Consider the following 19,082-nt stretch of genomic DNA (forward strand, 5'->3'; position numbering starts at 1 on the left):
GGCGAGCGTGGCCGCGCTCAGGCGGGCTCGGCCCCGCGGCGGCGGTGCGCGCGCTTGCTGCGCTCGACGAGCGCGACGAGCTCCTCGCGCGTGACCCCGAGCCGCGCCGCCGTCCGGTGCGCGAGCGACGTCCGGGCGACCCCGTCGACGAACTGGTATGTCGGCCACTGCTGCGCGTCGAGCTCGACCTGCAGGAACACGAGCCGATCGACCGGCCGCTCCCGCTCGAGCCGCGCCGCGAGCTCGAGGAAGTGCGTCGTGATGAAGGCCTGAGGGCGGAGCTCCGAGAGGAGCGAGATCACGAGCTGGAAGATCTCCTCGCCTTCCGACGGGTTCGTGCCCGAGCAGAGCTCGTCGAGCACCACCATGTCGCCGACCTGCATCGCCTCGAACAGCGACCTGATGCGGAGCAGCTCCATCCCGAGGCGGCCCTCGCTCTGATCGGCCTGCGCCTGCTCGATCAGCGACACGAAGAGCCCGTGGCACGGCGAGAGGCGCGCCTCCGCGGCCGGCACGAAGAAGCCCGCCTGCCCCATCATCTGGGCCAGCGAGAGCGCCTCGAGCAGCCGGGTCTTCCCCCCCGAGTTCGGCCCGGTCACGATGACGGTCGCGTCGTGGTGATCGGTCGCGATGTCGCACGGGACCGTGCTCACCGAGCTCGCCAAGAGCAGCGGGTTGAACAGCCCCTTGAGCTCGCGCCCGGGGCTCCCGCCGCGCGCGCCGTCCGAGAAGCCCGGCGAGACGAGCTCGGGCAGACAGACGGAGAGCCCGGCCGCGCGGGCGCGGTCGCGCAGCGCGAGGCCGGCGAGGTAGAACTCGAGATCTCCGAGCAGCTGGACGAGCGCGACGAGATCGTCCTCGATGCCGTCGAACACGCTGTTGACGTGGCGGGTGAGCAGCTCGTCGTCGCTGAACCGGTACCCCCTCCACAGCATCACGAGCTTCGTGACCAGGCGCCCTAGCGGCGACTGGTAGAAGCGGTTCCCGCTGTTCTCGCGGATCGACAGGGCGCGCAGATCGCGGACATGGCCGTCGGAGCCGACGCGGATCCGGACATCCAGCGTCGCGATCTCCTCGTCGTACGCGAGCAGATCCGCGAGGCGGCGGTACGCCTCGCTCTCGCGCACGGCCGCGCCGAACGCCGAGAGCCGCGACAGGCCCGAGCGCGCGCCCGCGAACCCACCGGCGAGCGCGTCGAACGCGTCCTTGGCGGCGGCGAGGATGTCGAGCCGGCGCCGGCTCCCTTCGCCGCGAGAGATGGGGATCGTCTCGATCTGGCCCACCCAGCGGCGCAGCGCCGCGTAGGCGCGCTCGAGATCGCGGCGCTGCGCCTCCGACCCGGTGAGCTCCCGGAAGATCGCGCGCCGGAGCTCGACGGTGTCGCGATCGCTCGGCGGCTGGGAGAGGGCGCGGCCCAGCAGCGCTGGGCTCGGGATGTACGTGCGGCCTTCGCTCGTGAAATGGAGGCAGCCCACGATGAGCTCACGCAGGAAGACGTGCTGCGCGAAGCGGGCTGGATCCCACGTCGACGCGGGCAGCGACGCCGACTCGACGTGCCGATCGAACGCCCCCGCGGGCGCGCCGCCCGCGAACGCGAACGCCAGCGACTCCTTGACCGCCCGCGCGTCGACCCGGAGCGCCGGCCGGTGCGAGAGGAGATCGGGCGCGGAGCGCTGTCCTGGCGGGGCGTCAGGCAGGACGGGTTCCGGCGGCGCCGCGCTCACGACCTCGAGCCTACTACGATGCGTCGGGCCGGAGCGCTCGTCCGGTGTCCGGTGCCGCCGCTGCGCGGTGGCCAGGGAGGGTCTCGGCATGACCCCGTCGACACGCGCGGCGCGCCGTTGTTCCCGGGCGGCCGGGAACGACCGAGTTCCTGGCACGACGTCTGCCTCGGTGTGCACCCGGAGATGCACCATGAGCTATCGCTGCACGATGAGCAGAGTACGCTGGTTCTCCGGCCCAACCGTCCTCGCGCTCGCGCTCGCCGGCACGGCCTGCAGGAGCGAGAGCGAGAGAGCTGAAGGAGCGGTCCGCGAGCCCGAGGACCAGACGATCAGGAGAGGCGAACCGCCTCCGGGCCCGAACCAGACGCCCAGCAAAGACCTGCGCGAGCAGGCCGGGCGCGTGGGCGAAAAGGCGGAGCAGCTCGCCCAGGAGGGCAAGGAGCTCGGCAGGGAGGCGCGAGAGCAGGCCGGGCGCGCGGGTGACAAGGCAGAGCAGCTCGCCCGGGAGGGTCAGCAGCTCGGCCAGGAGACGCGCGAGAAGGCCGAGCGCGTGGGCGAAAAGGCAGAGCAGCTCGCCGAGCGCGGGCGCCAGGCGGGCCGCGATGTCAACGACCAGATGAACAGGGTCGGCGAGCAGACCGGTGCGCTCAAGGACAACCAGGGCGCGCGCCCGCAGTCCGCGCCGCCCGCCGCTCCCAAGGACAAGGCCGCGCCGCAGCCCCCGCAACAGGGCCAGGCTGAGGGAGCCAAGAAGCAGGAGGGAAATGCCGCCGCGATGGAGCGCGACGAGTGGACGAAGGCAGCGAAGGACAACGACTATCAGGTCACCTTCGGCCGCGACGGCTCGGTCATCGCCACGAAGGAGGCGAAGCGGACCGGCGCGCGCCCGTCCGACGAGACGCTCCGCAACGCGGTCGGCGGCAAGCTCGCGGAGAGCGATCATGACGCGGTGAAGAAGCTGCACGTCACGGTGCGCGACGGCGTGGTCACGCTGCAAGGCACCGTCGCCAGCGTGAAGGAGGCGACCGAGGCGGTGAAGGAGGCCATGGACGCCGACGGCGTCACCAAGGTGATCTCCTACATCCGTCACGGCACATGACGCCATGAGGTCGTCGGCCTAGCCGTGGTCACGGAGGTGCATCCGGTCGCCGACGACGGGCGGATGCACCGCCCGGATCCTTCGGTTTCCGCCCCCCTCTGCGCCATCCAGAGCAGAGCGGCAGCAGAACGGCAGCAGAGCGGCAGCAGAGCGGCAGCAGAGCGGCAGCAGAGCGGCGGTCCCCCGCACAGGAGACGGGCCCAGATCGGCGTTTTCGGCGCGCAAGCGCACTCCGGTGCGCTGAGCACCGAAAACGCCGAGGTGGGCCCGTATCCGAAGCGGGTGACCGTCGCTCTAGTGCGCGAAGTCCTTGGGGCGGAGCTTGACGGAGCGCTCCACGGCCTCCGCGGGTGAGAGCGCCAGCATGAGCGTCTCATCGAAGCAGTCGGACCTCGACACGACCACGACCTGCGTGCCCACGGGCAGCTCGGTCTTGAGCGGCGTCTTGCCGAGCGTCTTTCCCTTCCAGCTCACGATCGCGTCGGGTGGATCGCTCGAGATCGTCACGCTCGCCCTGGGGCCCTGCTCGGGCTTCTTCTCGACGGTCTCCCCGGCCTCGGCGCCGTGCGAAGCGACCGAGGTCGCAGGAGCATCGAGGGCGGGCGCGCGCTGATTCGCGACGTGAACCGCGCCGCCGACCAGCGCGACCAGCGCGGTCAGGGCGGACGCGCCGATCAGGTAGCCGCGCTTCGAGGCCGACACGGGCCCCGACGTGGTCGCTCGCAGGCTCACCGAGTCGCTCACGGGGGTCCTGGGCCGCTCGACGCCCGACGCCCGCTCGACGCCCGACACGCGCTCGACGCCCGACCGGCTGGACTCCCCGACATAGGGCAGCCTGCTGCCCGAGCCGGAGCTCAAGGGAACCATCGCGACGCCGATGCCGCTCATCGTCACCTGGCTGGAGGCGTCGCTCAGCAGCGACGCGCTGGCCACCCGCTCGATCTGCGCCTTGATCTGCTGGCGTATGGAGGCCCGGCTCTCGGCGAAGATCCCCCGCATGCAGGCGCCGAGGAACTCGCTGCGGACGTCCTCGCCCGACCACTGAAGGTAGTTCTCGAGCACATCGCACATCTCCTGCGCCGTCGCGAAGCGCTTCGATGGCTCGCGATCAAGGGCCTTCGCGGCGATCTGATCGAGCGCGATGGGGATCCCCGGAACGACGGTGGAGAGCCGCGGTATCTTCCCCAGCAGGAGCTGGTGCATCACGGTGATCTGATCGCCCTCGAACAGCCGCCGCCCGGCGAGGAGCTCCCAGAGCACGACGCCGACCGCGAAGATGTCCGCCCGGCGGTCCACCGTCTTGCCCGCCGTGACCTGCTCGGGCGCCATATACGTCAGCTTGCCCTTGAAGGTCCCGCTCTCGGTGCTGGAGGCGTTGACGACGGCCTTGGCCACGCCGAAATCCACGAGCTTCACCGCGCCGTCGTACGTGATGAAGATGTTGTGCGGCGAGACGTCGCGATGCACGATGCCGAGAGGCCGACCGTCGAAATCGCAGAGATCATGCGCGTAATGGAGCCCGCGCAGCACCTCGGCCACGATCCGGATCCACGTGCCGCGGACGAGCCCGCCCGTGCCGGACTCCCGCTCGACAGCCGCCTTCATGACGCGCTTCAGCGGCTGGCCCTCCAGGTACTCCATCACAATGAAGTAGCCGTCCCGATCGCTACCGACCTCGTAGGTCTGGACGACATTCGGGTGGTTCATGCGAGCCGAGAGCTTGGCCTCGTCCATGAACATGAGGACCTGGCGATCCTCCTCGTCCCCGGAGCTGCGGAGACGCTTGACGACGACCAGCTTGTTCACCGAGGCGGGCCCGTGAGCCATCGCGAGGAAGACGTCTGCCATCCCGCCGCGGCCGAGCTTCGCGATGGGACGATACCGGCCGAGCCCAAGCTGGGTCGGTGTGTCTCTCAAGATCGACGCTCCGTGTTCTCCGATCACACTCACCTCAGTGTGCAAAATCCGATAATTGTGCGTCCGAGTCAATGCGAAGAGTTTGCGTCCTCGCCATCAAGGAAAACATGCTCCAATGAAGTGAATGGCCGACAACCGTATGAGCACGAACGGCAAGAGACGACATCCGAACACACGCGCTCACGCGCACTCGCGAACACCGCACCCCCGCACGTAGGTCCCGCGCTGCGCTTTGGCTGCTGCGCGCTACCTGCTGCGCGTTAGGTGCTTCGTGCGCAATTCGCCGCTGGCCGGGGAGGGGCCGTGCAGCCGAGCCCTGAGGCGACTCCCTTCCCGGTAGCGCCCGCGCCTGGTCGTCAGGTCGATCGCACTGCAAACACGGGGTCTGCTGCGGGCGTTGATGGAAACGTAACAAGGGATACGCCACGTGCAATCCGTCGCGACACGATCGCACGAAATTTCCGCAGCGTTCCGCACCGGACGCAATATGCCCCGCGCAACCGCCGCGGCTCGATGACGATGACGAGGATGACGGTGACGCCTGCGAGCGAGGCGCCGCCGCTCAGCCGCTCAGAGCTTCCAGAGCGCGCAGCCCCAGTGGACGCCGGTCCCGAGCGCGAGCACCATGGCGAGTTGCCCTTTCTTCACCCTTCCGGCGCGCATCTCCTCGTCGATGAGGATGGGCACGGTGGCGCCGCTCGTGTTGCCGAATCGATCGATGTTGCTCGGGAGCTTCTCGACGGGCACGCCGAGGTCCTTGCGAATGTGCTCGTTGATCCGGCCGTTCGCCTGGTGCGCCAGGAACACGTCGATCTGCTCGATCGCGAGGCCCTGAGAGGCGCAGAGCTCCCGCGCGGTCGCCGGGAGCTTGGTCACCGCGAACTTGAAGAGCTCGCGGCCATCCATGCGGGGGATATGCAGGTCCTCGTCGAACGACGTCGGCTTCCAGTACGGGCGCGAGCGGAAGCCGCCGCCCGGCACGAAGAGGAGCTCGGCGAAGCGTCCATCGGAGCAGATCTTGTTGCCGCGCAGGCCCGCGTCGCGATCGGTCGCGCGGAGGACGAGCGCGCCCGACCCGTCCCCGAACAGGACGGCGAGGTTCCGGTGGCGGTCGGCGTGCGCCCGCGCCTCCGGCGTCGCGGAGCGGCCATTCTTCGGGTCGAGCGCCCCCCAGTCCTCCCAGGGCATGAAGCCGGCGTGCGCCTCTGCGCCCACGAACAGGATGGTCTTGGCGGCCCCGGTCTGGATCAGCCCGTCGATCGTCTGGAGGCCGAACAGCATCGCGGCACACTGCTGCCGGATGTCGAGCGCGGGGACGCCCGGAATGCCCAGCTTCGCGCCGAGCAGCGCCCCGGAGCCAGGGAAAATATAGTCCGGCGTCATCGTGGCAAAGAGGATGTAATCGATCTCCGACGGCGCGATGCGCGCCGACGCGATCGCGCGCTTCGCCGCTTCGCACGCGAGATCGCTCACCCCCACCCCATCCGGCGCGTAATGGCGCTGGCGGATACCGGAGCGCTGGTAGATCCACTCGTCGGAGGTCGTGATCACCCGCGCGAGGTCGTCGTTGGTGACAGGTTCTCCGGGCACGTAGTGGCCCGTCCCGATGATCTCAAATCCAATCTTTGTCACAGAAGTGCCTTACCCGAACCGCAGGCGCGCCGCGACCGGGAACCGCACACCCGCACACGACCGCGCCCGGCCGCCTCGCGCCGCAGCGCGGCGGGCGTGGTCGCGCTCATGAGATCGCCGGGACGTTGCACCCTGCTTGACGGAAACGCGCCGCCTCGATAAGCTGCCAGCTTTGCTGGCGGCGTTGTACCCGCCCCCATCTTCGGCGGCCGCCGGGCGCCGCGATCATCGTCGGCGGGCGGCCCAGCTGCAGATGGGGCAGCCGGTCATGTCGTGGCGCAGCGCCGGGCAGTGCTCGCGGCCGAAGTAGATGAGCTGCAGGTGGAGCTTGTTCCACTGCTCGGGTGGGAACGTGCGCTTCAGGTCGCGCTCCGTCTCGACGACGTCCCTTCCGGACGACAGCCCCCAGCGGAACGCGAGCCGGTGAATGTGGGTATCGACCGGGAAGGCGGGGTGGCCGAAGGCCTGTGCCATGACGACCGAGGCCGTCTTGTGACCGACCCCCGGCAGGGCCTCCAGGGCGTCGAACGAGGCGGGGACGACGCCGCCGTGCTCGGTCGCGATCCGCTCGCTCAGCGCCTTCAGGTGCCGCGCCTTGGTGGGCGCGAACCCGATCCTCCGGATGAGCTGGGCGATCTCCTCGGTGGGCACTGCCGCCATGGCCGCGGGCGTCCGGGCGCGCGCGAGGAGCGCCGGCATCACCGCGTTGACCATCTTGTCCGTCGTCTGGGCGCTGAGCATCACCGCGACGAGCAGCGAATACGGATCGTCGTGGACCAGCGGAATGGGCGGGGCCGGGTACAATCGGTCGAGGATCTCGGCGATCCTCGCGGCTTTCTCGGCGCGCTTCACGGGGGCCAGGGTAGCCCGTAGAACGAGAGCAGATCGCCGAGCTCTTCATCGGAGAGGACCTCGCGGGAGAACGGCGGCATCTGCCCGCCGTAGCCCACGAACCCGCCGTGGCGGACCTTCTCGATGAAGACCAGCCGCCGGTCGGCCTCCGTGTACTCGCCGAGCGGGTGCTCCTTCAGCGTCTGGTCGGGCAGCGCCGGCGCCCGCGCCACGAGCCGGCCTTCCCCCGAATGGGCGCGCCCGTGACACGAGGCGCAGGCGCGCTCGTGGATGCGCCCGCCCGCGGCCGCGTCGCCAGCCGGGATCTGGCTCAGCTCGTAGACAGGCGTGAAGGGGACGGCCTCGGCCGCGCCTCCGTCGCTGGGCAGCGACTCCAGGTAGGCATAGATGGCCTGCGCGACGTCGTCGTCCGTGGTCCAGGGCAGGTCCTTCGTCATGAAGTAATAGAGGCAATGGTTGATCGCGCCGAGGAGCTCGACCTCTTGCCCGCCCCAGTAATGCGGGCGCTCCACGGCGCCGGCCAGCGGGGCGCCCGGGAGCATGGCGTCCCCCGCGTCGCCGGTGACAGCTTCATGGCACGTCGAGCAGGAATAGCGATTGAAGCGCGTCTCCGCGATCGACGGGTCCCGGAAGAGCGCCGCGCCGTGGTCGACGGCCGTCGCGTCGACGACCTTCGTCTCGGGATCGCCAGGACAGCCGCAGAGGAGCGCCGCGCACGCGAGCGCGGCCGCAAGGTTGCGGGGCGTCCTCACGGCGCCTCCGGCGCGACGCGCACGAGCCCGTCGGGATAGAGGCCCACCTCCGTGTCGCTGAGCGTCTCCAGCGTCTCTGGATCGAGCCGGAGCACCCTGCCGGGCGTCGCGCTCCTGTCGCCCTCGCAGACGAGGAAGAGCCCGTGCTCCTCGTCGAGCTGCGCGAGGTGCGGCCGCATGCATTCGTCGGCGATGTTCCGGGTGACGACGCCGTCGTCGTCCGGGGTCACGCCGATCCGCACGATGGTGTCGGGCACCTGGGTCGGCACATAGATGGCGCTCCCGTCGGGGGTCCACGCGGGGAAGTAGGGCGCGCCGATCGTGAGGATCTTCCGGGAATCGTCGAACGTCTCCGACGCGACATCGAAGAAGCGCACGTCCCTGCTCTCCGTGCTGCTCACGGCGATGGTCTTCCCATCGGGCGACATGACGGCCGCGTAGGGTCCGTAGTTGTTGGCATGAGGCGACGGGCTGGAGGTAGACCCCACCGGCACGCGCTTCACCTCGGCGGAAGGGTCCGTCAGGTCGACGATCGCGAGCACGTCCTCGCCGTAACAAGCGACGTAAGCGCGGGCGCCGTCCGGGCGCGAGAGGGCGATTCCGTGGGCTGCCATGCAGACCGGGATGAACACCGGATCGGCCGATCCCGAGAGCAGGACCTTCTCGGGATCGATCACCGCGAGGGACGAGCGCGCCGCCTCGACGTCGCCCGGGTTGTCGAGCACGCGTTTCAGATCGAAATGAGAGACGACCACGCGCTTGCCGTCCTCCGAGATCACGATATCGCCCGGGTTGGCCTCGACGCGCACCTGCCCGAGGATGCGCAGATCGTCGAGCGCGAGCTTCTGGACGTAGCCCGCCACAACGCTCCCACCGTGCACCGCGTGGGGGCCGATCGCGCCGGCGACGTCAGGGTACGACAGCGCGACGTAGACGGCGCCGTCCTCGGCGTCCACGGCCACATGGTGAGGCCCGTCGATCGTCACGGGATCGCGGCCCACGGGGTGGACGCCGAACCGCTCGCCGGTCGCGAGCGAGACAAGAGAGATCGTATCGGAGAGGCTATCGCTCACCACGCCCATCCCGCCCTCCGGAACCTTGATCTCAGGGAGTCGGTCCGGATACGCGTCGCCTTCGTAGGCCCTGTAGCGGTATTCGATGATGGGCTCGGGATCGCTGCAGCTCACCAGCATCGCCGCCGCGAGCGCGCAACCCAGGAATCGCGAAATGACCATAGATGACCTCGAGACGAGCGCCTCTGGCTCGGACGCGCCGCATCCTAGCAGCCGCCGGCGCGCCGGCCGCGGCTCGCCCTACCATGGCTCGGCTCGCTCGTGCGCCTCGACGTGACGCTCCGCGGCGCCGCGCCGCGCTACGTGGGACGTACTACGCGCGTTCTGCGCTCTCTCTTCCTCGGTCGGCGCCGGCCCCCAACGGCAACGCTACCGCCCGAGTGAACATTTCTTGATCTGGCGCTGTGGTGTTGTCATGTAAGGAAGCGATGAGCCAGACACGAGCGGTGGGCATCGCAACAGGGGAGCCCGGTCGGCGGCGGATCGCGCGAGCGCGCCCAGGTCGCCCCGCGGCGCGCTTCTTCCTTGCGTCCCTTGCGCTCGCCGCGTGTGCCGGGGAGGAGTCCATCGCTCCGGCGCCGCTCCCTGCGCCGGTACCGCTGCCAGCGCTCCGCGGCGCGCCGCCGCTGACGACCGCTCGCACCTGGGCGCCGCGCGCCGCGGTGGCCGATCCACCGGACAGGAACCCCGCTGTCCCGGCGGAGATCGAGCAGATGCTCGCGGAGGGCTACGGCGAGCTCGAGAGCGGGCCGGGGCAGCCGCTCGCCCCGGCGACGCTCGACGACCCCCCTCCACCGCCGCGCGGCGAGCGGCCGACGCTCCTGACGAGGTTCGTCCACCTCGCCGACGCCCAGCTCGCAGACGACGAGTCGCCTGCTCGGCTGGCGATCTTCGACTCGCCCGGCGCGTTCGCGTCGGCGTTCCGCCCGCAGGAAGGGCACGAGTGCCGGATCCTCAACGCCGCCGTCCGCACGATCAACGCGCTCCATCGCAGCACGCCGATCGACTTCGTCCTGCTCGGCGGCGACAACGCCGACAGCGCGCAGACGAACGAGATCGCGTGGTTCTCGGCCATCCTCGACGGCGCCGAGCGCGTCGAGTGCGACTCGGGCGCTGACGACGACCCCGTGCCAGGCCCGGACAACGATCCCAAGGATCCGTTCTTCGCCGAGGGGCTGCTCGTGCCCTGGCGATGGGTGACCGGCAACCACGATGTCCTGCACCAGGGGAACTTCCCGGTGCACACGCGCGCCGAGCTCGCGACGGGGAGCTGGTCGGACGGCGGGACGCGCGACTGGTCTCTCCCCGGCGCTCCGGTGATCACGGGCCAGGTCGTCCCCGACCCGAGGAGAGCGCTGCTGAGCCGCCCCGAGCTGCTCGATCGGGTCGCGGCGACCGGCGACGGGCACGGGATCGGGCCCGACGAGCGCGCGTACGGCAAAGCGTTCTACGAGTTCGACATGAAGGACACCCCCCTTCGCGTCATCGTGCTCGATACGGCCGCCGAGACGGGCGGACCGAACGGCGTGATCCTCCAGGACGACGTCGATCGGTTCATCCGTCCCGCGCTCGACCGCGCGAAGCGCGAGCGCAGGTGGGTCATCCTCACGTCCCACCACGCGTCGCGCTCGCTCGGGGACGGCTCCTTCGCCGCGACGGGCACCCCCGCCGTGCCTGGCGCGATCGACGTCGATGCGTGGCAGTCGCTCGTCGGCGGCTACGACAACGTCCTGCTCCACCTCGCCGGACACACCCACGTGCACCGGGTGACCCGGGTCTCTCCGGCCGGCGGGCACGCGTACTGGGAGCTCGAGACCTCCGCGCTCGCCGACTACCCCCATCAGGTCCGCGTCATCGAGATCTGGGACGAGGACAACGGCTTCGTCGCCATCCGGGGCGCCGCCCTCGACTACGCCGTCGGCGACGACCCGATCGCCTCCGAAGGGCGCCGCCGGGCCGTCGTGGACGTCACCTCCGGCTTCGGCGACGACGGCCGCGGAGAGCCCTCGTGGCGCAACGTCGAGCTCTCGATCGCGCGGCCTGACTGACCTCGCGCGCCGCGCGCCGGGGCCGCGGGCGCGCTTCCCCAGCCAGCCGGAGGCCTGCCAGGGAGGGATGCGCGTCGGCCCCGCCGCGCGGCGGCCTCGCGCGGGCGGCCCCGGCCGTCGCTCATCCGCCGTCGCGCAGCGGCACCGTCTCCCGCAGCTCGATCGACAGCGGGGGTCCGCCCCCGCTGCGGATCGCGGCGGCCATCGTGTGCCGCGCCGAGGGCTGGTAGAGCGCGAACTGCCAGGCCGAGCGGTCGTCGCCGAGCCGCGGATCGAACGAGATGCCGATCGCCGGTCCATCGTCCAGGTGGAACGAGAACTGATCGAGCGGGATCGCGAGCCCCATCCCGCGCGCCTTGATGTACGACTCCTTGAGCGTCCAGTACTCGAAGAAGCGCGCGCGCTGCCTCTCCGGCGGCAGCGCGCGCAGCGCCCTCACCTCGCCTGGCGAGAAGAAGCGATCGGCGATGTCCACCGCGCCGCTCGCGCGCTCGGTGTCCTCGACGTCGACGCCCACGTCGCGATCCAGCGCGACCAGGCAGGCGATCAGCCCCCGCGTGTTCGACAGGTTGAACCGGATGGGCGGCACCCCCGGAGGTCCGGCGATCTGCGGGCGGCCAAACTCGTTCCGGACGAACGACCACGCCTCGGGCGCGACGTTCGCGTACTTCGAGAGGACCGTGCGCACGAGGGCGCGGGTGAGCAGGTACTCGTGCCGGTTCTCGGCGAAAAGGAAGCGCGCCTGCTGCGCCGCCTCGTCGGGGGCCATCAGCCGGTGGTACGCCTCGAGCAACGCCTCGTCGCGAGCCGAGTCGCAGAAGACGTACCAGAGGTGCGCGGCGCCGGGGCCGATCGTGAGCATCTACATCCTCGGCGGCGCCGCGCCTGCAGGGCCCGGCAGGATCTCTCGAAGGCAGCTGTCGGCGCTGCGCTCGACGGGCCGCTGGCGCGGGTATCCGAACGACACCTCCTCGAAACGAACACCGTCGATCCAGTCGGTGCGGGGGATGTGGAGGTGCCCTGACACGACCACCCGCGCGCGGAACCGCGTGTGCCAGTCGTGCGTGCGCCGCGTCCCGCACCAGATCGAGAAACGCGGGATGTGCCGCAGCCGCACGAGCTCTTCGCGCAGCGGGAAGTGGTTGATGAGCACCGTGGGGCGCCCCTCGATCGCGCCGAGACGGGCCTCCGTCGCGGCGAGGCGGGCCCGGCACCACTCGGGTCGGCTCGCGTAGGGGGCCGGGTCGAGCAGCTCCTCGTCGCTGCAGAGGACGCCGCTCTCCATGGCCCACGCCACCGCGTCGCGCTCGGGCACGCCGTCCGGCCGGAAGCTGTAGTCGTAGAGCAGGAACATCGGCGCCAGCACGTGCGGTCCGCCCTCGCCGTCCCAGAGCACGTAGGGGTCTTCCGGCGTGAGCACGCCGCGGCTCCGACACAGCTCGACCAGCCGCTCGTACCGGGCCTGGCCGCGCGGGCCGCCGCGCTCACTCGGCATCGTATAGAGCTCGTGGTTGCCCGGCGTCCACACGAGCCGCTTGAACCGCGGACCCAGGGTCTCGAGGACGTAGATGAGGTGCTGCTCCGTCTCCCCGAGATCGCCGGCGAGGATGAGCCAGTCGCTCGGCCGCGGCGTCATGCGCTCGATGGCCCACCGGTTCTCCGCATACCCGACGTGGAGATCGCTGAGTGCGAAGAGCTTCATCCGAATACCGCGCGGCCGGGGAGCCGGCCCGGCGAGCCGGCCGCCCCCACCCACACCACGGCCGACGACGGGCGTCCACTGCCGAGCGCCGCCGCCGGGCGCGGCGGCACACGGTCAAGGCGACGCGACACCCCTCCCCCATTTTGGGCCCGGTTCCGCGGCTCCTGGCGCGCCGCATTAAACTAGGGCTCCAATCCTTGTGCCACCTGTGCTACGCGCGTGTGAAGTCAGCACCATGCCTCTGCCCCAACGACAAGGTCTTTACGATCCGGCTTTCGAACACGACGCATGCGGTCTCGGATTCGTCGCCACGCTCCGCCGTGAAGCGACGCACGAGGTCGTCTGCCAAGCGCTCGAGATCCTCGAAAATCTAACCCATCGCGGCGCCGCTGGCTGCGACCCCTGCACCGGCGATGGCGCGGGCGTCCTCCTCCAGATCCCGCACGAGCTGTACGCCACGTCCCTGGCCGCCCTTGGCATCGCGCTGCCTGCTCCCGGCGACTATGCCGTCGCGACGGCGTTCTTCTCCCAGCTCCCGTCGCGGCGCCGCCAGTGCGAGGCGATCCTCGAGGCCGCGGTCGTGCACCACGGACAGCGCGTCCTCGGCTGGCGCGACGTCCCCATCGACGACGCGGCGCTCGGCCCGATCGCGCGCGACTCGCGCCCCGCGATCCGCCAGCTGTTCATCGGCAGGGTCGCGCCTCGCCAGTCCTTCGAGCAGGTCCTGTATGCGATCCGCAAGCGCGCCGGCCGCGCCGCCAACGCCGACGACTTCTACATCACGTCGTGCTCGTCGCGGACGGTCGTCTACAAGGGCCTGATGCTCGCGGAGCAGGTCGCGGCGTTCTACCCCGATCTGTCCGACAAGCGCACCGTGTCGCGGCTCGCGATGGTGCACTCGCGCTTCTCCACGAACACCTTCCCCACGTGGGAGCGCGCGCACCCGTACCGGGTCATCGCGCACAACGGCGAGATCAACACCGTGCGCGGCAACACCGCGTGGATGTCGGCGCGCGAGGCGCTGCTGAAGAGCGATGTCTTCGCGAACGCGATCGAGGACTTCAAGCCGATCATCCGCCCGGGCGGCTCCGACTCGTCCGCGCTCGACAACGTGGTCGACTTCCTGCTCGCGAGCGGCCGCTCGCTGCCCCACGTGATGATGATGCTCGTGCCCGAGGCCTGGGCGCTCGACCCGGACATGTCGGCCGAGAAGAAGGCGTTCTACGAGTACCACGGCTGTCTGATCGAGCCCTGGGACGGCCCCGCGGCGCTGTGCTTCACGGACGGACGGCTGATCGGCGCGACGCTCGACCGGAACGGGCTGCGCCCCGCGAAGTACGTCGTGACGAGCGACGGGCTCGTCGTGCTCGCGAGCGAGTTCGGCGTCCTCGACATCGAGCCGGCGCGCGTGATCCAGAAGGGGCGCCTCCAGCCGGGCAAGATGTTCCTCGTCGACACGACCGAGGGTCGCGTCGTCAGCGACGACGAGATCAAGCGCCGCGTCGCGACGCAGAAGCCCTACGCGGCGTGGGTCGCCGAGAACAAGATCGATCTGCGCGCCCTCGAGGACGTGCCGAGCCTCTACACCATCCCGCACGCGGACCTCCGGGGCCTGCAGCAGGCGTTCGGCTACACCGAGGAGGACCTGCGGATGATCCTCGGGCCGATGGCCACCCTCGGCGAGGAGCCGGTGGGCTCGATGGGCATCGACATCCCGCTCGCCGTGCTCTCCGAGAAGCCCCAGCTGCTCTTCCGCTACTTCAAGCAGCTGTTCGCGCAGGTCACGAACCCGCCGATCGACCCGCTCCGCGAGGAGATCGTGATGTCGCTCGTGAGCTGCGTCGGCGGCGAGGGCAACCTCCTCGAGGAGACGCCCCGCCAGTGCCGGATGCTCGAGCTGCCGCACCCGATCCTCACGCAGGACGACCTGTCGAAGCTGCGGAAGAACGTCTTCCCCGACTTCCGCGCGGCCACGCTGCCCATGTATTTCCCGGTCGACGGCGACCCGGAGGACAACCTGCGCGCCGCGATCGCGAAGCTCTGCAAGGACGCGAGCCGCGCGATCGCCGACGGCGCGAGCATCCTCATCCTCAGCGACCGCGGCATCGACGAGACGCTCGCCCCCATCCCGAGCCTGCTCGCGGTGGGCGCCGTGCACCACCACCTCATCAACGAGGGGGCGCGCACGCGCGCGGGCATCATCGTCGAGACCGGCGAGGCGCGCGAGGTCGGCCACATGGCGCTGCTCATCGGCTACGGCGCCGGCGCGGTGAACCCGTACCTCGCGTTCGAGTCGATCGCGGCGATGTGCCGCGACAAGACCCTCGGCGCCGACCTCTCGCCGACCGCGGCGGGCTCGCGCTACGTGAAGGGGCTCAAGAAGGGCATCCTGAAGATCATGTCGAAGATGGGGATCAGCGCGCTCTCCAGCTACCAGGGCGCGCAGATCTTCGAGGCGATCGGCATCGATCAGCTCGTCATCGACGCGTACTTCACCGGCACGGCGTCGCGCGTCCGCGGCGTCGGGCTGCGCGAGATCGCGGAGGAGGCGCTCGCGCGCCACCACGCGGCGTACGGCGAGCGGGCGCGCGCGCACCTCGACGTCGGCGGCCACCACCACTTCCGCGTGTCCGGCGAGCGGCACCTCTGGACGCCGCAGTCGATCGCCTCGCTCCAGCGGGCGGTCCGCCTCGACGACGCGAAGAGCTACGCCGAGTACGCCTCCATCATCAACGAGCAGCAGGAGCACCCGATGTCGCTCCGCGGGCTGTGGGACTTCAGGCCCGCGGGCCCGCCGGTGCCGATCGAGGAGGTCGAGCCCGCCGCCTCGATCGTGAAGCGCTTCGCCACGGGCGCCATGTCCTTCGGGAGCATCTCGAAGGAGGCGCACGAGACGCTCGCGATCGCGATGAACCGGATCGGCGCGCGGTCGAACACCGGCGAGGGCGGCGAGGACCCGGTGCGCTTCCTCCGGCTGCCGAACGGCGACTCGAAGCGGAGCGCGGTGAAGCAGGTCGCCTCGGCGCGGTTCGGCGTCACGGCCGAGTACCTCGTGAACGCCGACGAGCTGCAGATCAAGATGGCGCAGGGGGCCAAGCCCGGCGAGGGCGGCCAGCTCCCGGGCCACAAGGTCGACGCGGTGATCGCGAAGGTGCGCCACTCGACGCCCGGCGTGACGCTGATCTCGCCGCCGCCGCACCACGACATCTACTCGATCGAGGATCTCGCCCAGCTCATCTTCGACCTGAAGAACATCAACTCGAAGGCGCGCATCAGCGTGAAGCTCGTCGCCGAGGCGGGCGTCGGCACCATCGCCGCGGGCGTCGTGAAGGCGCACGCCGACGTGGTGCTGATCAGCGGCGACTCGGGCGGCACCGGCGCCTCCCCGCTCACGTCGATCCACCACGCGGGCGTCGCGTGGGAGCTCGGCCTCGCCGAGGCGCACCAGGTGCTCGTGATGAACGGGCTCCGCGGCCGCGCCATCGTGCAGACCGACGGCAAGCTGATGACGGGCCGCGACGTCGCGTTCGCCGCGCTGCTCGGCGCCGAGGAGTTCGGCTTCTCCACGGCGCCGCTCGTCGCGACCGGCTGCATCATGATGCGCAAGTGCCACCTCAACACCTGCCCGGTCGGCATCGCCACGCAGGACCCCGAGCTCCGCAAGAAGTTCACGGGCGCGCCGGAGCACGTCATCAACTTCTTCTTCTACGTGGCCGAGGAGCTCCGGCAGATCATGGCGCGCCTGGGCTTCCGCACGCTGACCGAGATGGTCGGGCGCTCCGACTGCATCGTGCAGCGGAGCACCGGGCTCCACCCGAAGGCGAGGAAGATCGACTGCTCCGAGGTGCTGTACCGCCCGAAGGAGGCGCTCACGAGCCCGACCCACTGCGTGGAGCTGCAGGACCACAAGCTCGACCGGGTGCTCGACCTCAAGCTGATCGAGAAGGCGCGCGCGACGATCGACGGCGGGGCGCCCGTCGTCATCGAGACCCGCGTCAAGAACTCGGATCGGACGCTCGGCGCGATGCTGAGCGGCGAGATCGCGCGCCGCCACGGCAGCGCCGGGCTCCCCGAGGACAGCATCGTGGTCAAGTGCGCCGGCAGCGCCGGCCAGAGCTTCGGCGCCTTCGCCTCGCGGGGCATGACGCTCGAGCTCGAAGGCGACGCGAACGACTACGTCGGCAAGGGCCTCTCGGGCGGCGTGGTCGCGGTGCGACCGCCGCGCGAGGCGCCGTTCCGGCCGGACGATCAGGTCATCGTGGGCAACGTCGTGCTGTACGGCGCGACGGGCGGCCGCGCGTTCTTCAACGGCCGCGCCGGCGAGCGCTTCGCGGTCCGGAACAGCGGGGCCACCACCGTCGTCGAGGGCGTGGGCGACCACGGCTGCGAGTACATGACGGGCGGCACCGTGATCATCCTCGGCACCACCGGCCGCAACTTCGGGGCCGGCATGAGCGGCGGGCTCGCCTACGTCTTCGACGAGGACGCGCTCTTCGAGGCGCGCTGCAACAAGGAGATGGTGCAGCTCGAGACGATGACCGCCGCCGACGCCGAGTCGGTGCGGGCGCTGCTCGAGGAGCACGTGCGGCGCACGGGCAGCCGGAAGGCGATCGAGCTGCTCGAGTCCTGGCAGGCCGTCCTGTCGAAGTTCGTGAAGGTCGTCCCGAGCGAGTACCGCCGCGCCCTGGAGGCCGCGGCGTCGCCCGCGACGAACGGAGCGGACGGGTCCGACAGGCTCGTGTCTCTCCTTTCTCCTTCCACCCCCTATGTTTCCACTGGACGTTACATCCCCGCCAACGCGGGTCCCCTGAGCACGGGAGAGAGGTCGGCCGCCCATGGGTAAGGTACGAGGCTTCCTCGAGATCCAGAGGGTCGACATCAAGAAGCGGCCCGTCTCCGAGCGTTTGAACGACTGGCAGGAGTTCGAGCTCCCGGTCCCCGACGCCGAGCTGCGCGATCAGGCAGCGCGGTGCATGGACTGCGGCATCCCGTTCTGTCACGACGGATGTCCGCTCGGGAACCTGATCCCCGACTGGAACGATCACATGTTCCGCGATCGCCTCCCGGAGGCGATCGCGTCGCTCGACGCGACGAACAACTTCCCCGAGTTCACCGGGCGCGTGTGCCCCGCGCCTTGCGAGGCGGGGTGCGTGCTGAACATCGAGAGCAAGCCGGTCACCATCAAGAACGTCGAGCGCGCGATCGCGGATCGCGCGTTCGACCGGAACCTGGTGGCGCCGGTCATCGCGAAGCAGCGCACGGGCAAGAAGGTCGCGGTGATCGGCTCGGGGCCCGCCGGGCTCGCTGCTGCCCAGCAGCTCGCGCGCAAGGGCCACGACGTGACGCTCTTCGAGCGTGACGACCGCATCGGCGGCCTGCTCCGGTACGGCATCCCCGACTTCAAGATGGAGAAGCACCTCATCGACCGGCGCATGGAGCAGATGCAGGCCGAGGGGGTGACGTTCCGCACGGGCGTCCACTGCGGCGTCGACATCACCGGCGACGCCCTGCGCGGGCAGTACGACGCCGTCGTGCTGTGCGGCGGGGCGCGCCGGCCGCGCGACCTGCCGGTGCCCGGCCGGGAGCTGAAGGGCGTCCATTTCGCGATGGATTTCCTGACCCAGCAGAACAAGCGGGTCGCCGGCGACGTGATCCCCGACAGCGAGGCGATCTTCGCCACGGACAAGCGGGTGGTCGTCATCGGCGGCGGCGACACCGGCTCCGACTGCGTCGGCACGAGCCACCGCCACCGCGCGGCGCACGTGACGCAGCTCGAGCTCCTCCCCCGCCCCCCCGAGCAGCGCTCGCTGACGAACCCGTGGCCCGCGTGGCCGCTCATCCTCCGCACCTCGTCCTCGCACGAGGAGGGCGGCGAGCGCGACTGGTCGGTGTCGACCACCGCGTTCCTCGGGGACGAGCAAGGGCACGTCCGCGCGCTCCAGGCGGCGCGGGTGAAGCTGGAAGGCGGGAAGTTCGTGCCGGTCCCGGGGAGCGAGTTCGAGATCCCCTGCGAGCTCGTCCTGCTCGCGATGGGCTTCGTCGGCTCCGAGCGCGAGGGGCTGCTCGAGCAGCTCGGCGTCGAGATGGACCAGCGCGGCAACGTGAAGGCCCACGGCGGGCGCACCAGCGTGGAGGGCGTCTTCGCCGCCGGCGACATGTCGCGCGGACAGAGCCTCGTCGTCTGGGCCATCGCCGAGGGGCGCAAGGCAGCGGACGCGGTCGACGCGTACCTGATGCAGCCGGCGAAGCGCCGGTTGGCGCTCGCGGCGGGCTAGAGCTCGAT

General features: G+C 70.5%; 12 protein-coding genes. 4 read left to right on the forward strand and 8 right to left on the reverse strand.

The genetic code is table 11. From position 1 onward, the window contains the following. Positions 1 to 17: 17 nt before the first annotated feature. A complete protein-coding gene (locus WMF39_RS27630; RefSeq protein WP_437739472.1) occupies positions 18 to 1,814 on the reverse strand; it encodes a MutS-related protein in 1,797 nt (598 codons plus the stop codon). A 118-nt stretch (positions 1,815 to 1,932) separates the two neighbouring features. On the opposite strand from WMF39_RS27630, the gene WMF39_RS27635 reads away from it, so the two are divergent. Continuing rightward, the gene (locus WMF39_RS27635; protein ID WP_437739473.1) at positions 1,933 to 2,823 is read left to right on the forward strand and encodes a BON domain-containing protein; all 891 of its coding nucleotides are present in this window, start codon (positions 1,933 to 1,935) and stop codon (positions 2,821 to 2,823) included. 294 nt (positions 2,824 to 3,117) lie between these two features. On the opposite strand, the gene WMF39_RS27640 is transcribed toward WMF39_RS27635, so the two are convergent. From WMF39_RS27640 to WMF39_RS27660, 5 genes are all read right to left on the reverse strand, one after another. Next, positions 3,118 to 4,740 carry a protein kinase domain-containing protein gene (locus WMF39_RS27640; protein ID WP_437739474.1) on the reverse strand — a complete coding sequence of 541 codons (1,623 nt, stop codon included), beginning with the start codon at positions 4,738 to 4,740 and terminating at the stop codon, positions 3,118 to 3,120. A 570-nt stretch (positions 4,741 to 5,310) separates the two neighbouring features. After that, positions 5,311 to 6,372 (reverse strand): 3-oxoacyl-ACP synthase III family protein, encoded by a 1,062-nt coding sequence (locus tag WMF39_RS27645; protein ID WP_012237684.1) that lies wholly within the window; start codon positions 6,370 to 6,372, stop codon positions 5,311 to 5,313. A gap of 225 nt (positions 6,373 to 6,597) precedes the next feature. Beyond that, a complete protein-coding gene (locus WMF39_RS27650) occupies positions 6,598 to 7,224 on the reverse strand; it encodes an endonuclease III domain-containing protein (RefSeq protein ID WP_437739475.1) in 627 nt (208 codons plus the stop codon). Next, positions 7,221 to 7,976 (reverse strand): c-type cytochrome, encoded by a 756-nt coding sequence (locus tag WMF39_RS27655; RefSeq protein ID WP_437739476.1) that lies wholly within the window; start codon positions 7,974 to 7,976, stop codon positions 7,221 to 7,223. The genes WMF39_RS27650 and WMF39_RS27655 overlap by 4 nt, the downstream gene beginning before the upstream one ends. Continuing rightward, complete coding sequence (locus WMF39_RS27660) at positions 7,973 to 9,211, reverse strand: YncE family protein (protein WP_437739477.1); 1,239 nt, start codon at positions 9,209 to 9,211, stop codon at positions 7,973 to 7,975. Before WMF39_RS27660 ends, WMF39_RS27655 begins: the two co-directional genes overlap by 4 nt. A 266-nt stretch (positions 9,212 to 9,477) precedes the next feature. Here WMF39_RS27660 and WMF39_RS27665 point away from each other — a divergent pair, with 266 nt between their 5' ends. Then, on the forward strand, positions 9,478 to 11,097 hold the full coding sequence (locus tag WMF39_RS27665) for a metallophosphoesterase (RefSeq protein WP_437739478.1): 1,620 nt from the start codon (positions 9,478 to 9,480) through the stop codon (positions 11,095 to 11,097). Positions 11,098 to 11,218: 121 nt separating this feature from the next. On the opposite strand, the gene WMF39_RS27670 is transcribed toward WMF39_RS27665, so the two are convergent. Continuing rightward, positions 11,219 to 11,959 (reverse strand): 4'-phosphopantetheinyl transferase family protein, encoded by a 741-nt coding sequence (locus tag WMF39_RS27670; protein ID WP_437739479.1) that lies wholly within the window; start codon positions 11,957 to 11,959, stop codon positions 11,219 to 11,221. Further along, positions 11,960 to 12,799 (reverse strand): metallophosphoesterase family protein, encoded by an 840-nt coding sequence (locus WMF39_RS27675; protein WP_437739480.1) that lies wholly within the window; start codon positions 12,797 to 12,799, stop codon positions 11,960 to 11,962. Between the two features lie 235 nt (positions 12,800 to 13,034). On the opposite strand from WMF39_RS27675, the gene gltB reads away from it, so the two are divergent. Together gltB and WMF39_RS27685 are read left to right on the forward strand one after the other, a co-directional pair. Further along, positions 13,035 to 17,642, forward strand: coding sequence for a glutamate synthase large subunit (gene gltB / locus WMF39_RS27680; protein ID WP_437739481.1), 4,608 nt, complete (start codon positions 13,035 to 13,037; stop codon positions 17,640 to 17,642). Further along, positions 17,635 to 19,074: a glutamate synthase subunit beta gene (locus WMF39_RS27685; protein ID WP_437739482.1), complete on the forward strand. Its 1,440-nt coding sequence runs from the start codon at positions 17,635 to 17,637 to the stop codon at positions 19,072 to 19,074. The genes gltB and WMF39_RS27685 overlap by 8 nt, the downstream gene beginning before the upstream one ends. Positions 19,075 to 19,082 lie beyond the last annotated feature (8 nt).

It is taken from the genome of Sorangium sp. So ce1504 (assembly GCF_051521635.1).
GTDB classification, from domain to species: Bacteria; Myxococcota_A; Polyangia; order Polyangiales; family Polyangiaceae; genus Sorangium; species Sorangium cellulosum_B.